This is a genomic window from Gracilibacillus salinarum (assembly GCF_022919575.1).
GTDB lineage: Bacteria > Bacillota > Bacilli > Bacillales > Amphibacillaceae > Gracilibacillus > Gracilibacillus salinarum.
The window spans coordinates 1,236,474-1,253,294 of the sequence record NZ_CP095071.1 but is presented as its reverse complement, the minus strand read 5'-3'; the positions used below and the strand labels follow the sequence as shown (position 1 = coordinate 1,253,294).

Genomic DNA, 16,821 nt, shown 5'->3' with positions numbered 1-16,821 from the left:
CCATATTATAGTAAGTTGTTTATTGATTAAGTCAATTAGGACCGGGTGGGTTATGCCCAGTTTTTCTTATGAGTCAAGAAAGTATAAATTTCAGGCTATATGATGTTCGCTGACAGAAACGGCCACGTCCGGCTCCAGCGCCCAGAGACTAGGCGACTTCGCGAAATCGCCCTACGATAAGTCATCATCGATTCGCAAGCTCACCGTGATTCCTTTATCTCAGTTGATTCGCTCCACTCGCTACATCTCTAAACGAGCGCTTGCGCCTTTGTTCTCAGCCAAGAAAGTATAAAAGTGCAGTCGCAGAATATTCAGCCGTTCCCCCGCATGACGCGAAGTGGTTGGTAGAAGGTATCCCCGCACATGAAACATTTCAAAATCACCACTAAGCAGATAGACATATAGTTATTACAGGGAGTTGTAAATTATTTATATCAGGTAAATAACTGACACAAACAAAATTGTCGACAATCTACAAAAAATAAGATAAAATAGTACTTGTTTTAATAAAGGAGATGAGGAAATGGACTTCAAGGGGAAAGTTGTATTAATTACTGGAGCAGCTGGTGGAATAGGGATCGCTGCTGCGAAAGCCTTTGCAAATCAAGGTGCTAAACTAGCATTGGTAGATTTATCGAAAGAGACGATCGAAGCGAAACTTACGGATCTTCATACAGAAAATTTGATATTTCTGTCAGCAGACGTTACGAAGGAAGCAGATGTTATCCAATATGTAGAAGAGACAAAAAACAAATTTGGAAGCATTGATGTATTTATCAACAATGCCGGAATTAATGGAGAATTCGGCAATTTAGACGAACAGACAGAGGAAAATTTTCAGGCAGTATTTGGGGTTAATGTGTTAGGCGCATTTTTGGGCTTAAAACATGTGTTGTCTGTGATGAAACAACAGGAGAGCGGTGCGATTGTTAACACAGCATCTAATGGTGGCTTGTTAGGTGCACCAGGAATGGGGATTTATGCAGCTTCCAAACATGCGGTCATTGGATTAAACAAAACAGCAGCATTAGAAGCAGCATCCTTCGGTGTTCGTGTGAATGCGGTTGCGCCATCAGGAGTAGATACACAAATGATGAGATCGATTGAAACCAATGCGATGCCAGGAAGCGAAGGAAATGCCAGAACGCAATTTGAAGCGAGCGTACCGATGAATCGTTATGCAACTGCGGAAGAAATTGCAGATTTAATGGTGTTTCTGGCATCTGATAAAGCATCCTTTATTTCTGGTGCATATTATCGAATCGACGGTGGCCAAGGCGCTACATCTGTATAAATGTAAATTAAATGATAGGGAGAGAGTATAGGATGATTCAATTAGAGGGAAAAGTTGCGATTGTTACTGGAGGAGCATCTGGTATCGGATTAGCGGCTGTAAAGGCTTTTATTAACAAGGGGTCTAAAGTTGTTATTGCAGATTTTAATGAAAAAGGCGGAAAGAAAGCAGAGCAGGAATTAAAGGAACAGGGGCAAGATGTATTATTCGTTAAAGTAGATGTGGCAGAGGAAGCTTCTGTTGAGAATATGATCGCTGAAACGGTTAATGCATTTGGAACAGTAGATGTACTGGTGAATAATGCTGGTTTTGGTTCTATGAGTGCTTCACACGAGAGAACGTACGAAGATTACTTAAACATTGTGAATGTCAACCAAGGTGGTGTGTTCTTAGGATCAAAACATGCGATTAAAGAAATGCTGAAAAATGGTGGAGGCTCTATCATTAATACTGCATCGGTTCTTGGCTTTGTGGCTCAACCTGAAGCACTTCCATACAACGCGGCAAAAGGTGCAGTTGTCACGATGACAAAATCGTTGGCAGCGGAATATGCCGATAAGAATATCCGTGTTAATGCGGTAGCACCAGGTTTTGTGGAGTCAGGAGCTGTGAACAAAGAGGCGCTTGGTGATTTCTACGATGGATTAGTCGCTAAGCATCCAATTGGACGTCTTGGTAATCCAGAGGAAATTGCCCATGCGATTATTTTCTTAGCAGAGAATGAGGTTGTAACAGGTACAACTGTAACAGTAGATGGTGGATATACTGCTATTTAATAAAGAAGAAGGGTCTGATTTTAGTCAGCCCCTTTTTATTACTATATAATTTTTGTGTTGAAGATGTTCAAGGTGGTAAACATTTAGTGTGTAACAGGTAAAAAATTCTACTTTAAATAGGATAAAGCGACCTTGACATCAATATGTTTCGCAGTTATGACTGCGAAACATATTGATGTCTGTTTTACTCCACACTTAATTGCCATTGCACCCCGAATTGATCTACTAATTTTGCGAAATACTTTGTCCAAAAGGTTTCCTGTAACTCCATTTCGATCTGGCCATTCTGCTTCAAAATGTTATAAGCATGTGTAATGAAATCTGCATCACTGCTAACGAGTGTTAAGTTTATATTATTACCTTGCACAAAGGAACTATCGGGCATTACATCAGAGATCATAATTGGCGTACCATCCACTTCAATTCTGGCATGTAAAATGAGAGCATTTGCCTCAACAGGGATATTACTTGTTTCACCAGGCATATCACCGTACGTTTGCACCGAATCAGCTTTCGTTTGAAAAGCTTCTTCATATAAATGTATAGCTTCACGTGCGTTACCATTTAACATCAGATAAGGATTAATTGGCATATGAGTTTCCCCCTCAATAAAGTCTTCTTTAAAAATATCATAATACAGGCCAATTAACTAATTTTTATAATAGCATTTTTTTGAAACCAATAATCTAAATATTTCGTACCTGCTAATAAGTGAATGATTTTAATGAAGGAGTCGTCTGCATGATTGATGTAATGATCATTACCGTAGCACTGTACCTTTTGGTAACCCTTATTGCTGTGCCGTTTCAATATCGTTATTTGGAAGGGGTGCTGGAAGAACAGCAAAGGCTGAATCAATCAACAATCGAATATTACGACAACAAAGAATTCAGGGAACAACTTCTTCATGTCAATGCCCAAAGCGGTTTCCTCTTTTCTGCAAATTTGATTGCTTATCTGATTTTTAAAAAGAGAAAGCTGCTTTAAATCAGCGGGTTAATGTATCTTGGCATTGACGCCTTTGTGGATAAACATATCGATCATCTCAGCAATTTGCTTTGGAGTTTGTTGCGTGTTGTTGGTAAGCCAGTCTTTAATAACCTGCATTGCACCACTAATTAAGAAGGAACTTAAATAGGCAGCTTCTTCTGACCGCATATTAATTTTATGATCCATTACAAATTGTCTGGCAATGATGATAATACGATTCTCAAATTTTGTATCAGAATGCTTATTTAATAACGTTTGGCACATGTTTTTTCGATCTTTTATATATTCTAATAATTTTTCCAGTGTTTTTAATGCATCGTCTTCTGATTCAACGCTAAATGCATCAAGATAACGATGTAAATCCTCCATAAACTCCTCTTCAATCTGCGTTAATAAATCAGTTTGGTCCTGGTAGTGTGTATAAAAAGTGGAGCGGTTAATATCCGCTTTTTCACAAATTTCTTTCACAGTTACTGAGCTAATTGGTTTGTATTGAAGCAAGTTGATCAAACTATCCTTCAGGACCATCCGTGTATATTTTTTTCTTCTATCTAATTTCTCTGTCACGTTTGAACCTCCTCTAATTGTGAATTTTTTGTAACATTCCAACAAATCCTATAAAATGTGTTGTCAATTGTACGTTTTTTCCAAAGTTGTTTGTTGAATATCCAACACAGTGTCTATATAATATTAAAATGGACAATTGAATTTTGCAAGAGAGGATGAGCTATGATTGACCTTTCAACAAAGATAATACGTTATAAAAAACCTATCGTAATTATTTTCTTTATCCTTACGATAATCAGTGCCGTGGCTACATTAGGTGTTTCGATCAATTACAATATGGCTGATTATCTTCCAGAAGACTCACCTTCAATGAATGCAGTTGATTTAATGGATGCAGAATTTGATTCGGGAGTCGAAAATGCACGTGTCTTACTGAATGATGTGACCGTGCAGGAAGCATTGGATTACAAGAAACAATTAGAAGCAATTGATGGAGTAAACGAAGTGATGTGGCTCGATGATGCCATTGATCTTAAAAAGCCACTTGAAATGGCTGATGCTGATACAGTAGAAACCTACTACAAAGATAGCAACGCATTAATCTCCTTACATATTCGCGAAGGAGACGAAGTAGCGATTACTGATAAGATTTATGAATTAATAGGTGATGACAATGCCTTAGCTGGAGAAGCTGTAGATACTGCTTCTTCACAAAAAATGGCGGGTCAGGAGTCTGCCTATGCAGCGATGTTACTTGTGCCTATTATCATTCTTATCCTGATTGTATCGACCAACTCTTGGATGGAACCAGTATTCTTTCTAACCGCAATTGGGGTATCGGTACTGATTAACCTTGGAACAAATATTTTTCTTGGTGAAATATCATTTGTGACCCAATCCGTCGCACCAATATTACAACTGGCCGTCTCGCTCGATTATGCGATCTTCCTGTTACACAGTTTTTCTGATTTCCGTGATAGAGGCGAAGAACCAACGACGGCTATGCGCTTAGCAATGAAGCAATCATTCTCTGCGATTACTGCCAGTGCTTCCACTACCTTCTTTGGTTTTATTGCACTAACCTTTATGAATTTTGAAATTGGGGCAGATTTAGGAGTTAATCTAGTAAAAGGTATTGTGCTCAGCTTTATTAGTGTTATGGTCTTCTTGCCAGCATTAACGTTAACCTTTTATAAATGGATTGATAAAACACAGCATAAAGCAATCATTCCTCGTTTCAAAAATGTCGGAAGTCGTGTGCTGAAACTAAGAGTACCTGTGTTACTGTTCGTTCTGTTATTGATTGTTCCTGCTTTTTTGGCACAAAGTAATACCAGCTTCATTTACGGAACAGGAACGCAACCGGAAGACACACGGATTGGTCGAGATGATGCGATGATTGAAGATGTCTTTGGTAAAATGACGCCAATGGTATTACTGGTACCACGTGGTGATGTTGCGAAAGAGGAAGAGCTTGTACAAGAATTGAAAGGATTAGATGAGGTATCAAGTGTAATGGCTTATGTTAATACAGTTGATCCAGCCATTCCGCCTGATTATTTAGGAGAGTCTGTCACAAATCAGTTTTACTCGGAGAATTATGCCAGAATTATTTTGAATACCACAACAGATTCAGAAGGTGACGAAGCATTTTCCTTAATTGAAACAGTAAGGTCAGAGATGGAAAGTTTTTATAACGGAGAAGGCTATTTACTCGGCGAGAGCGTGACACTGTATGATATGAAAAACGTCGTTCAAAAAGATAATGTAGTGGTTAACTTGTTAACCGTCATTTCCATTGCGATTGTCTTGTTAGTCACCTTCCGTTCCTTAACAATTCCGATCGTCTTGCTGTTGACGATCGAAGCAGCTGTATGGATTAATTTAGCCGTTCCTTATTTTATGGATACATCATTGGTTTATGTCGGCTATCTGATTATTAGTACAGTCCAGCTTGCGGCAACGGTTGATTACGGTATTCTCTTAACAGAAGCCTATAACGGAAATCGAAAGAAGATGCCAGCATTGCAGGCTATTAAGAAGACCATTAATGAGAAGATTTTCTCTATCTTAATTTCTGCATCGATTTTATCAAGTGTTGGCTTTATATTATGGGCAACTTCCACTAATCCAATTGTATCGTCGATCGGCTTGTTGCTTGGACGTGGCGCATTACTGGCGTTTATTATGGTCGTATTCTTCCTGCCAGCGATGCTAGTTATTTTTGACAAAGTGATTAAAAAAACAACATGGAAATCAAACTTTTATGAGGGGGAAGATAAATAATGAAAACAAAACGACTGGCTGTAATTGGTATGGCGACGCTATTAGTTCTTCCTGTCTCTCCCGTACATGCACAGGACAATGTTGAAAAAGAAGAAGTTGTTTATGCAACATTGGATCCAACTGGCAGTCAGAACGATATGTATGTCGTTAACAGCTTCGAATTAGCTGAGCCTAGTGATATAACAGATTATGGTAACTATACTAAAGTACAAAATTTAACAGACCAGACAGAGATTACGAAAGACGGAAACGAAATGGCATTTTCTACTGAGAAGGATCAATTTTATTATCAAGGTGACCTCGAAGACAAAGCATTACCTTGGAACTTTGATATCTCTTATACGCTAGATGGTGAATCGATTAAACCAGATCAATTACTAGGCAAGAATGGTCATGTAAAGATTGAAATAACCCCATCTGTCAACGAAGAAGTTAATCAGGTATTCAGTGAAAATTATTTATTGCAAATTTCAGTAACGGTAGATGCTGCATTATATCAAAACTTACAAGCACCTGAGGGTACCTTGGCAAATGCAGGGAAAAATAAACAAGTATCGTTTACGATGATGCCAGACCAGGCAAAAAGTTTTGTTCTTGAAGCAGATGTCGAAAATTTTGAATTAGAAGCCATTGATATTTCGGCTGTACCATCGTCTATGTCGATAGAATCACCCAATATGGATGATGTGACCAAAGATTTCAAATCATTAGCAGATGCGACAGCAGAAGTGAATGATGGAGTCGGTGAGCTCTCGAACGGGATCAGTGAACTGAACAATGGTGTTGTACAACTGGAAGATGGCTCCGCAGAGTACAAAAGCGGAATAGCTGAGCTGGATAATGGCTCTGATCAACTTGTGAATGGTTCTGCTTCGATTAAGGATGCGTTAAGCACAATGAAAAACTCCTTAGATGTAGAGCTAGGTGGAGCTGACTTTAGTGAACTGCAAAGTGGTTTAGAAGATATTGCAAAGGGATTGGACGAAGCAGCTGGTGGATTGACAGACTTACAAGAAAATTATCAAAAGGCGTATAATGCGCTGGATGAATCGATTAATGCTATTCCGTCTAACAACATCTCAGAAGATGAAATGAAAGCTCTTCAAGCCGCTGTACAAGACAATGAACAAAACGCCGCGGCTTTAAATAAATTAGTAAAAACGTATGAAGCAGCGCAAACAGCTAAAGGAACATACGATCAAGTGAACAAAGCTTTCGCAGCTGTCAGTCCGACACTTAATGAAGTGGATGGTTCATTAACAAAAATGGCAGAATCCATAAGAACGATGGCTTCTGAAATGGCAAAAGCAACGGAAAATATGAATATCGAATCATCGATTAATCAATTGACAGAGGGAATAACCCAGCTCTCTAATCAATATAATGACTTCCACTCTGGATTGGTTGAGTATACGAATGGTGTTGGTGAATTATCAAGTGCATACGGAGAAGTGCATAGCGGGATTACGGATTTAGCTGATGGCACTCAAGAATTAGAAAATGGTGCTAACGAATTACACGATGGTACAACAGAATTAGCTGATTCTACAAGTGATTTACCGGACCAGGTACAGTCGGAAATTGACGATATGATCAACGAATACGACAAGTCTGACTTTGAAGCCGAATCATTCGTATCCGATAAAAATGAAAATGTGAAATCTGTTCAATTCGTTATCAAAACCGAAAGTATTACATTTGATGATGAGAATGAAGAGGAAGATAGCGGAGAGTCAGAAGAAAAGAAAGGTATATGGCAGCGATTTTTAGATTTGTTCAGATAAATGAGCTAACTGAACTAAGAAAGCTGTAAGAGGATTATCCTAACATAAAGCACCGATCGTTATATTGACGATCGGTGCTTTTTCGTAAAGAAAGTGTATAAGTACAGCTAAGGTATTAATCATACTGAATATGAGGATCGGTTCTTATAATACGGATTATGTCAGCTAGTTGCGAAGTGTTTTTTTGAAATGATTCATGTGTTAGGAGACCCTCTACCGACCACTCCTCGTTCGGCAGACAAGGCTTCAGTTAACTTCGGTCGGAAGCCCGCTCAGAAAGGTGCCAAACGCATGAAGATGCCCTCACTTCAGGTGGAAGTTCGCTCAGAAAGGTGCCGAACGCATGAAGATGCCCTCACTTCAGGTGGAAGTTCGCTCAGAAAGGTGCCGAACGCATGAAGATGCCCTCACTTCAGGTGGAAGTCCACTCAGAAAGGTATCGAACACATGAAGAATCCCCAACTTCGGTCGAAAGCCCGCTCAGAAAGGTGCCGAACGCATGAAGATGCCCTCACTTCGAGTGGAAGTCCGCTCAGAAAAGTATCGAACGTACGAAGAATCCCCAACTTCAAGCGGAAATCAGTGCATAAAGTCATCAAACACTTGAATACACCTCTGCCTCAGTGTATGGATAAGAAACCCATATCTCACAAAAGAATAATCTAATTTTAGTAAGCTAATTGGTTTTCTGTAAGAACGTTTCCCGATACACTATAGGAAAGGAGCGTTGACACAATGAAACTAAGCGTATTAGATCAGGCACCAATCTCAAGAGGGGAAACACCGGAACGTACTCTTGCACATACACTTGAACTGGCGAAGTGGACAGAAAGTCTCGGATTTCATCGTTATTGGGTTGCAGAACATCATAATACCAACGGATTAGCGAGTTCTTCACCTGAAATTTTAATGACTAGGATTGCATCTGTAACCACTACGATTCGTGTAGGTTCTGGGGGAGTTCTCTTACCCCAATACAGTCCGTATAAAATCGCAGAAAATTTTAAGACGTTAGAAGCGTTTTTTCCAGGCAGGATTGATTTAGGAATAGGACGTTCGCCAGGAGGATCGCAACTGACACGTTCAGCTCTGACAGATAATCAGAATAAAAGCATGAATGAATTTCCCCGGCAATTAGCTGATCTGCAAGGATTCTTACATAATGCATTACCGAAAGAGCATCCATTTCGTCTAGTGAAAGCCGGACCAAGAATAGATCATTTTCCGCCGATATGGGTGTTAGGTCTATCAGAAAGAGGAGCCATTAATGCAGCGGAGATTGGAGCAGGATTTGTCTTTGGCCATTTTATTAATCCGCAAAATGGACAAGCAGCCATCGAAAGTTATAAAAAGCATTTCCAAGCTTCAGAAACAATGCCCGATCCTACTGTGATAGTTTGTGTGTTTGTCGTATGCGCCGAAACAGAAGAAGAGGCAGAAGAATTAGCAATGACTCAGGATAAATGGTTGTGGAGTGTAGGTAAAGGAGCAGATACAAAAGTACCTTCTCTAGATGAAGTGAAGAAAAAAGCTTTTACAGAAGAACAGATCACTATTATTCGTCAAAACCGGGAACGATGCGTGATCGGTACACCTGATCAAGTAAAATCAGCATTACAAGAGTTACAGGATAAGTACCAAGCCGATGAAATAATGGTGATCACTAACATCCACGATTTTGAAGCGAAAAAGAAATCGTATCAATTAATAGCGGAAGTTGTTCAGCCTTCATAACTCCGTAGCTCTGGTAAAGCCGGATACTCGAACAGTTTCCCTTCATAAATTAGTTCAAGCCGGTCATGTCTGCGAAAATGGTCCGGTGTAACCATCGCAGGTAAAGTGTCCCACAATTGAATGCCGGACCGATTAAGGATATCAGCGACAAATTGGGAACAAAAATAAGAATTACTGAATTCAATCGGTTCTTTTAAAGACACACCAAGAACACCCAAAATATTGTATAGAAATTTCTGGTCTTTTTTAATAAACACGTCCAGTATTCGTTTCATTTTAGAAAGTTCTCGTTTCGTTACTTTTAGTCGATAGATCACACAAGTCGTATCAGGATAGCGACTATAAGTACCTGTGAATATATCTTCCTTTACAAATCCGCCATGCAAAGGATTTGCAGGTTTTTTCCGTCCGAAACTATACATTTCCTTTAAATCAGGATCGAAGGAAAGCGAAGCATGATTATACGGCGCCTTTGTATAAGTTTTAATGACATTTGTAAAAAGCGTCCCTGTATTAGATAACATAATATACACATAGTGTTGTTCCGTCATTATAATCACCAGCTTTTTGAAATTTCTAGTCTTTTCATTATAACGTAAATACTGTAAAATGAATGCAGTTTTTAAAAAAATAGGTGATCATTTTGAGTGAAACGTATTGGATATTAATTGTAATAGGCTTGATCATGCTGGTGGCTACCTTTGTGTTTCATTTCATAACGAAGTGGCAAGCTGCAAAGGATTTCTCATTAATTCGTTTTCGTATCAAAACGTGGTGGGGCATGTTTGGAATTTTTTGTGTGGCGACGTTATTTAATACGACGATTTCTTTATGTGCGATTATGGTGCTTAGTTATTTCGCTCTGAAGGAATACTTTTCCATGATGAAGACAAGAAAATCAGATCGACGACTATTTTTATGGGCGTATCTCACTATTCCAGTACAATTTTATTGGATATTCATTGGCTGGTATGGCATGTTTATTGTTTTTATTCCGATTTATGTTTTTTTATTTCTGCCATTACCAAGAATCATTGGAAAAGGAACAATTGGCTTCTTACGGTCTGTTAGTGTGACGCAATGGGGGCTCATGCTGATGGTGTTTGGTCTAAGTCACCTTGCTTTCTTCACGGTAGCAACTCCCGAATATGGTGCCAATCTGGTATTGTACTTAATTATTTTGACTCAAATAAATGATGTCGTTCAATATTTAGTTTCTTTATATTTTGGCAAAAGAAAAGTAGCACCAACAGCAAATCCTTATATTACCTGGGAAGGTCTTGCGGCCGGTATTATAGTAACGATGTTGACTGCTTATTTTATTTATCGTTATGTAACACCATTCGATCCTACTTTCGCTATTCTTACCGGTTTATTAATAAGTGTAGCCGGCTATTTTGGCAGTCTGACTATTTCTGTTTTAAAGAGGGATTTACTGATCGGCAACAGGGAGAGAATGGAGAAGTTAGAAGGAAGGTATCTTCATCGCATTGACAGCTTGGCGTATACAGCGCCTGTTTTCTTTCATGTCGTACGTTATTTTTTTGATTTTATGTAATACTTTCTATACGCAAAAAAGGCATTGCTTTTGGTCAATGCCTTTTTTGCACGGTAGGAAAGTATAAAATTTTAGCAATGAAGAAGTTCGACGTAGTGAAAATTAGTATGTACCAAGTATAAGAAAAACTTCGGCACTCGCTAATAGACAAGGCGAATGCCGAGTTTTTCTAACAAGCGAAAATAGTATATAAGCACAGTCATAGAAGTAATCATGCTGAACATGAAAGTGGGTTCTTATAATACGGATTATGTTAGCGTTATTGCCATTTTGATAAGGGATACCTTCTACCAACCACTCGGCGTCCTGCGGTATATTATTATGTTAGTTTGGGACGGAGAACTATTTTAATGAACCATTTTGAAGCTGCTAGGATATGTAAGCTGATTTTTCACATTATTGATGGTAGCTTCCGGATCAGGTCCTTCAACGATAATCTGCATTTCATTTCCTTCATTTAATAAAAGTGAGAAGGATACTAATTCAGTTAAACTCTTCAGTTCTACCATTTCATGATTGGCTAATAAATAGATGTTACCGTCATAGTCTTTTTGATAGGAGTGTAACGATAGTGCCTCATTCACCGTTAATTTTTCCTGAAGTTGTAATTTTTCTGATAAAAATTCTTTCATGGTGTTTCCTCCTAGATAATTTGATAGTTAGTTATAACCTTTTTTTCTTATGTTAAAACATACAAATTAATAAGGATGAACATAAGCCGATTATTATAAAAATGTCGACAGTTACTATATAATAGTATCTTAGTGATAAGGAGTGATATGTATTAAAGAACAAGCATTACATAACCCAACAGGAAAACAGCGGCTAGGTCTTGCATTGCTTCTGGGTATGCTCGCGATGATGGGCCCTTTTAATATTGATATGTATTTACCGAGCTTGCCGCAAATAGCGGATGATTTAGATGCGCGTACGTCGGTCGTGCAATTAAGTTTAACAGCTTGTCTAGTCGGTCTGGCACTGGGCCAGTTAGTTATCGGGCCAATCAGTGATGCACAGGGACGAAGAAAACCAATTTTGTTTTTTATTTCGTTATTTGCAGTATTTTCATTAGTTTGTGCTATCGCACCAAATATTTATGTGCTGATCGGTGCAAGGTTTTTGCAAGGCTTTACCGGTTCTGCGGGTGTTGTTCTTTCACGAGCTGTCGTGCGCGATATATTTGATGGAAGAGCACTGACACAATTTTTCTCATTATTAATGGTCATCAATGCGACAGCTCCTATGATTGCACCGATATCAGGCGGAGGTGTCTTGTTACTGCCTAATGCGACTTGGCATACCATTTTTATTTTCTTATGTGCGCTGGGGATCGTGATGGTAACTATTACTGCGTTTAAATTACCGGAAACATTACCTGCAGATAAGCGTTCACCTAGTTCTATTTTACAATCGGTGAAAACAATGGGGATGCTGTTGAAAGATAAATCGTTTATCGGGTATGCAATTGTTGTATGCTTCGTACAGGGTGGGACATTTGCCTATGTATCTGGAACACCATTTATCTATCAGGATTTATATCATGTTTCTCCGCAAGTATTCAGTCTTTTATTTGGTGTAAATGGTTTGGCCATCATTCTTGGAAGCTTCTTAGTAGGTCGGTTAAGTGATCATATTTCTGAAAGAAGTCTATTAAGGACAGGGGTTATCATTTCACTATGTGCCAATTCAGTCTTGTTACTGGCAACTATTTTTCTATGGCCATTGTATATGATAGTTATTCCACTATTCTTCCATTTGAGTTCAGTTGGTATTATTTTAACAAGCAGTTTCTCACTGGCTATGGCGAAACAAAAACAACGAGCAGGTACAGCCAGTGCGTTATTAGGTATGCTGCCTCTGTTAATGGGAGCGTTGGTATCACCTTTAGTAGGACTTGATGAAACAACGGCAGTGCCAATGGGGGCAGTATTATTTACGAACTCCTTTATTGGTGCGATAATTTTCTTTGCGTTTACGAAAGCAGATTAGCAATACGTGGTATTCGCATTCTCTTATAGTAAGTGCGATAATTAGGTTATTAGTGTAAAAAAACGGAGTTGATTACAATCAACTCCGTTTTTTTTAGTCAAGACAGTATAAAAGTGCAGTCACAGCAGTAATCATATTGAACATGAAGCTGAGTTTCTATAATGTGGATTATGTAAACTAGCCATTGCTAGCCGAGCATCCATATTGAGATATTTAATGTGCTAGGATACCGCTCCGTCCAACCACTCCGCGTCCTGCGGGGCACGGCTGAAGCTAGGCTACTACTTGAATCACTTCTCTGCAGCCTTGCACCGAGGAAGCCTACTTCGAAGCGTTACTAGAAGACGCAGGTGCAGACGTTGTGGATCTTCAGCACCTGCCTGTCCCGCGGGAGTCTCCGTGGTTGGCCTACGCTAGGATTTTGGCTCTACAACTTTTGGAATTGCTAGCAGATTGATTGCACCATAAATATCAGCTTTTGAATAACATAATGCCTAGAACCACTCCTTTTAGCTGTTCCATGCTTTGCAAAGCAGATAAAATATATCAAAATTATAGGTAGTCATATAAAAGTTAAATCAAATAGGACCGGTGGGTTATGCCCTGTTTTTCTAATATTCCTAGTATTCTATTTTGTCTATTTTAGTATCCCATAATTCGAAAGGTTGCTTTTCACTGTTTACATCTATTTTTCTCATGTCCAAATTTCTACTGTCAATATCTAGTGCTATTTGATCGTAAATATATTGATCATCAAAACCAATTTTGGCGGCTTCTTCTCTTGTATTATAATAATAGACTACTTTAGGACGAGCCCAATAAATGGCTCCTAAACACATCGGGCAAGGTTCACAGCTGGTATAAATTTCACAGTCTGTTAATTGATAATCGTTTAGGTTTTTACATGCATCTCGAATCGCACTAATCTCCGCATGTGCTGATGGGTCTTTCGTAGATGTAACAACATTCGTACCTTCTCCAACGATTACGTTATTTTTGACGACAACTGCTCCAAAGGGACCTCCTTTATTGGCTTCTACACTTGCGAATGCAATTTCTAAGGCACGTCTCATAAATTCTTGTTTCATCGTTTCTCCCCCTTAATCTATCATCATACTAAACTACTTATTATCATTATATGAGTCGTTTGTAATAAATTCTGACATAAAAATATCCAAAAAAAGCGTAATCTAATAATATTTCATTAGATTGATCACGGCACTTATTAGAGTTATTTACATAAGTCGACATATAGCTTATACTAAAAGAAAAAAACTTCAGAAAAAATTAGAAAAATGTAGAAATTCTTATTCCGACATAGTATAATATATGCAGAAAGGACCTAGCAATGAGAAATATTTATAGGTACGCAAACCTACTCAATGAAGAGAAAAGGACTACAGTTTGGTTTTTGTGGTTATTTTATATCATGTATTTTGGATATGAGATTTTAAACTACTACATTTTAACACAATTTCCTTGGGGAACTGTACTGAGCGAGGAAAAAAATTCATTAGAACTATACCTTTATATTGTAATTTTAGGCATATTACCTGTTGCATTTGTTTTGTTGAAAAAGAATCGTCCTACTCAAGTAAAATATATTGTATTTAGTGTTTTTACATTAACAAATTTAATATTCGAACTTGCATTCTATCTTAGTACAGGTTATACATATGCAAGTGGGAATATAGCGGAAATAGTAATTATTATCTTTTCTCCTATCTTTGTAAGTAAACGATTCTTTTATTTGGTGACATTTGGAACGATAGCTAAATTTATAATAGTTGGAGTTGTTTTACAAGATTTAGTTGTTATAAATCCAATATTACTCGTTGGTCTGTTTTCTATAGTTGCATTCATTATATTAGTTAGATTTCTTGGCTATGTTGAGGCTTTCAGAGATACTTATGATAATCAACTAGAAGGAATTGTAAAAGGTGTAATAGCGACTCTGGAATTAAAAGATCCATACACTAGAGGGCATAGTGAAAGAGTAGCAGAGTACGCTTATATTTTAGTGAAAGCTATTAAGACGAATAATAATACTGAATTAAAGCATTTTTATTTCGCTTGTCTTCTACATGATATAGGAAAGATTCATATACCTGATTCTATATTGACAAAACCTGATAGATTGACCAAGCAAGAGTATGATGTTATTAAAGAACACCCTACTGTCGGAGCTGAAGCAGTTAAAAAAGTAGAAGGTATCGGGGAATATATTGAAGTAATAGAACAGCACCATGAGAGATGGGATGGAAATGGGTATCCATTTGGTTTGAAAGGTGAGAATATCGATTTTCTAGCAAGAGTAACATCAATTGCTGATGCCTTTGATGCAATGACTTCCTCTAGATCTTACCGAGCCGCTATGCCATTAGAAAAAGCGTATCAGAATATTGTTGAGGGTAGTGGAACTCAGTTTGACCCAGATTTAGTGGAGGTCTTTAAAAGGGTTTACCCAGACTGGGTTCGTTATCATACAAGTTATCATGAGTCAAACGATTAATTATTACCTAAAAAAGGGGGTATTTAGCATGAAAATCAAAAAATTGCGTAAAGTTAAAGCAACTTGTTGGTGGTGTTTCTGGACAACATAATGAATTTTAAAAAAGGATGCTTCGATAGCATCCTCTTTTATTTAAAAGGATGATAAAATATGAAACTATCATTTGATTCAAAAATAGTGTTGCATGAACTTCATTACCGTAAAGAGAAGAAACATTTTATCGTGGAGAAAAACAGTACAGGTGATTTTTATGAGATGCCTGAACTATGTATAGAAGCGATTGAAAAGATTAAGCAGCACCAATCACTTAAACAAATTGAAGAAGAACTGAGTATGGCATATCCCCAGGAAGAAGTAGACATGCTTTCCTTCGTACAACAGCTCATTGAACTAGAACTTGTGAAAGAGTTGGATGGCGAAGAAGTCGTTCAAAACGAAACGGACCAAGCGGTAAAAGGGTTTACCTGGTTGCCAAGTAGTTTTGCAAAAATACTCTTCAATAAAGTAACTATCCCATTACTCCTGCTATTATTTCTTACCAATTTATTATTACTTATAACGAATCACCGGTTATTGCCTCATTATACTGATATATTCTTGTTCCAATCGATGATATCAAATATGGGATTGTATATGCTTATTTCTCTTGTATTAATTATTTTGCATGAACTTGGTCATATTCTTGCTATTCGTTCTTATGACTTACCGGCAAGTGTGTCAATTGGGCATCGGATGTATATTCTGATCGTTGCTGAAACAGATTTAACGGCAGCCTGGAAACTAGAAGCACCGCAACGCTATCGATTATTTTTGGGTGGTATGTTTATGGATCAGTTGCTGTTACTGACAGCACTTCTTATTAAACTGACTATGCCTGCAGGGGAAGTACTTTTCACTGGCATTATTTCTATCGTTATATTAGATATCTTCATTAAAACAATATATCAATGTTCCATTTACATGAAGACGGATCTTTACTACGTTTTGGAAACTGCAACAGGTTGTTATAACTTAATGGAAAATGGAAAAAACGATTTAGCAAAATGGATTCCTTTTTTAAAGAATGATTCGACTACTGCTACTTTTGAAGGGGAAGACAAGATCGTAAGGGTCTATGGCATATTTTCTTTAATAGGTGTCTTATGTACCTTTAGTTTATTTGTTTTTTACTTTATACCTCAAGTAAGTTATATGTTGAAGACGACATTGCCACATTTACATGAACCAGTGGATAATCCTTACTTTTGGGATGCTGTTGCCATCGTTCTGCAGCTGTTAATAATGATGAGTTTATTAATTTTTACCATTATTAAATCAAAAAAATCATCTTCCGCTTAGACGAACATAAGTTACTATTTTCTTGAACTTGAATCTACTGTAGTAATGAACAG

At 37.8% G+C, this 16,821-nt stretch carries 15 protein-coding genes; 10 read left to right on the top strand and 5 right to left on the bottom strand.

The window, feature by feature from the left end:
* The first annotated feature begins 523 nt into the window (after positions 1-523).
* Both MUN87_RS06115 and MUN87_RS06110 read left to right on the top strand, forming a co-directional pair.
* Positions 524-1,294 (top strand): SDR family NAD(P)-dependent oxidoreductase, encoded by a 771-nt coding sequence (locus tag MUN87_RS06115; RefSeq protein WP_244746827.1) that lies wholly within the window; start codon positions 524-526, stop codon positions 1,292-1,294.
* Positions 1,295-1,326: 32 nt separating this feature from the next.
* Positions 1,327-2,070 carry an SDR family NAD(P)-dependent oxidoreductase gene (locus MUN87_RS06110; RefSeq protein ID WP_244746826.1) on the top strand — a complete coding sequence of 248 codons (744 nt, stop codon included), beginning with the start codon at positions 1,327-1,329 and terminating at the stop codon, positions 2,068-2,070.
* 184 nt (positions 2,071-2,254) lie between these two features.
* On the opposite strand, the gene MUN87_RS06105 is transcribed toward MUN87_RS06110, so the two are convergent.
* Positions 2,255-2,662 (bottom strand): VOC family protein, encoded by a 408-nt coding sequence (locus tag MUN87_RS06105; RefSeq protein WP_244746825.1) that lies wholly within the window; start codon positions 2,660-2,662, stop codon positions 2,255-2,257.
* 149 nt (positions 2,663-2,811) lie between these two features.
* On the opposite strand from MUN87_RS06105, the gene MUN87_RS06100 reads away from it, so the two are divergent.
* Positions 2,812-3,057 (top strand): DUF3949 domain-containing protein, encoded by a 246-nt coding sequence (locus MUN87_RS06100; RefSeq protein WP_244746824.1) that lies wholly within the window; start codon positions 2,812-2,814, stop codon positions 3,055-3,057.
* Between the two features lie 9 nt (positions 3,058-3,066).
* Here the strand turns inward: MUN87_RS06100 and MUN87_RS06095 are convergent, their stop codons facing one another.
* Positions 3,067-3,627 (bottom strand): TetR/AcrR family transcriptional regulator, encoded by a 561-nt coding sequence (locus tag MUN87_RS06095; RefSeq protein WP_244746823.1) that lies wholly within the window; start codon positions 3,625-3,627, stop codon positions 3,067-3,069.
* Positions 3,628-3,789: 162 nt separating this feature from the next.
* On the opposite strand from MUN87_RS06095, the gene MUN87_RS06090 reads away from it, so the two are divergent.
* The 3 genes from MUN87_RS06090 to MUN87_RS06080 all read left to right on the top strand — a co-directional run bounded on the left by MUN87_RS06090 (position 3,790) and on the right by MUN87_RS06080 (position 9,371).
* On the top strand, positions 3,790-5,853 hold the full coding sequence (locus MUN87_RS06090; protein WP_244746822.1) for an efflux RND transporter permease subunit: 2,064 nt from the start codon (positions 3,790-3,792) through the stop codon (positions 5,851-5,853).
* Positions 5,853-7,637, top strand: coding sequence for a methyl-accepting chemotaxis protein (locus tag MUN87_RS06085; RefSeq protein WP_244746821.1), 1,785 nt, complete (start codon positions 5,853-5,855; stop codon positions 7,635-7,637). Before MUN87_RS06090 ends, MUN87_RS06085 begins: the two co-directional genes overlap by 1 nt.
* 735 nt (positions 7,638-8,372) lie before the next feature.
* A complete protein-coding gene (locus tag MUN87_RS06080; RefSeq protein WP_244746820.1) occupies positions 8,373-9,371 on the top strand; it encodes an LLM class flavin-dependent oxidoreductase in 999 nt (332 codons plus the stop codon).
* On the opposite strand, the gene MUN87_RS06075 is transcribed toward MUN87_RS06080, so the two are convergent.
* Positions 9,359-9,922, bottom strand: a complete 564-nt coding sequence (locus MUN87_RS06075; protein ID WP_244746818.1) for a hypothetical protein — start codon at positions 9,920-9,922, stop codon at positions 9,359-9,361. The genes MUN87_RS06080 and MUN87_RS06075 overlap by 13 nt on opposite strands.
* A 92-nt stretch (positions 9,923-10,014) precedes the next feature.
* Here MUN87_RS06075 and MUN87_RS06070 point away from each other — a divergent pair, with 92 nt between their 5' ends.
* Complete coding sequence (locus tag MUN87_RS06070; RefSeq protein ID WP_439649646.1) at positions 10,015-10,929, top strand: phosphatidate cytidylyltransferase; 915 nt, start codon at positions 10,015-10,017, stop codon at positions 10,927-10,929.
* A 347-nt stretch (positions 10,930-11,276) separates the two neighbouring features.
* Here MUN87_RS06070 and MUN87_RS06065 read toward each other — a convergent pair whose 3' ends face one another.
* Positions 11,277-11,561, bottom strand: a complete 285-nt coding sequence (locus tag MUN87_RS06065) for a hypothetical protein (protein WP_244746817.1) — start codon at positions 11,559-11,561, stop codon at positions 11,277-11,279.
* 217 nt (positions 11,562-11,778) lie between these two features.
* Here MUN87_RS06065 and MUN87_RS06060 point away from each other — a divergent pair, with 217 nt between their 5' ends.
* A complete protein-coding gene (locus MUN87_RS06060; RefSeq protein WP_244747898.1) occupies positions 11,779-12,918 on the top strand; it encodes a Bcr/CflA family efflux MFS transporter in 1,140 nt (379 codons plus the stop codon).
* A gap of 620 nt (positions 12,919-13,538) precedes the next feature.
* Here the strand turns inward: MUN87_RS06060 and MUN87_RS06055 are convergent.
* A complete protein-coding gene (locus tag MUN87_RS06055; protein ID WP_244746816.1) occupies positions 13,539-14,006 on the bottom strand; it encodes a nucleoside deaminase in 468 nt (155 codons plus the stop codon).
* 260 nt (positions 14,007-14,266) lie between these two features.
* Here MUN87_RS06055 and MUN87_RS06050 point away from each other — a divergent pair, with 260 nt between their 5' ends.
* Complete coding sequence (locus tag MUN87_RS06050; RefSeq protein WP_244746815.1) at positions 14,267-15,430, top strand: HD-GYP domain-containing protein; 1,164 nt, start codon at positions 14,267-14,269, stop codon at positions 15,428-15,430.
* Positions 15,431-15,580: 150 nt separating this feature from the next.
* Positions 15,581-16,768 carry a peptidase gene (locus MUN87_RS06045; RefSeq protein ID WP_244746814.1) on the top strand — a complete coding sequence of 396 codons (1,188 nt, stop codon included), beginning with the start codon at positions 15,581-15,583 and terminating at the stop codon, positions 16,766-16,768.
* Positions 16,769-16,821: the final 53 nt, after the last annotated feature.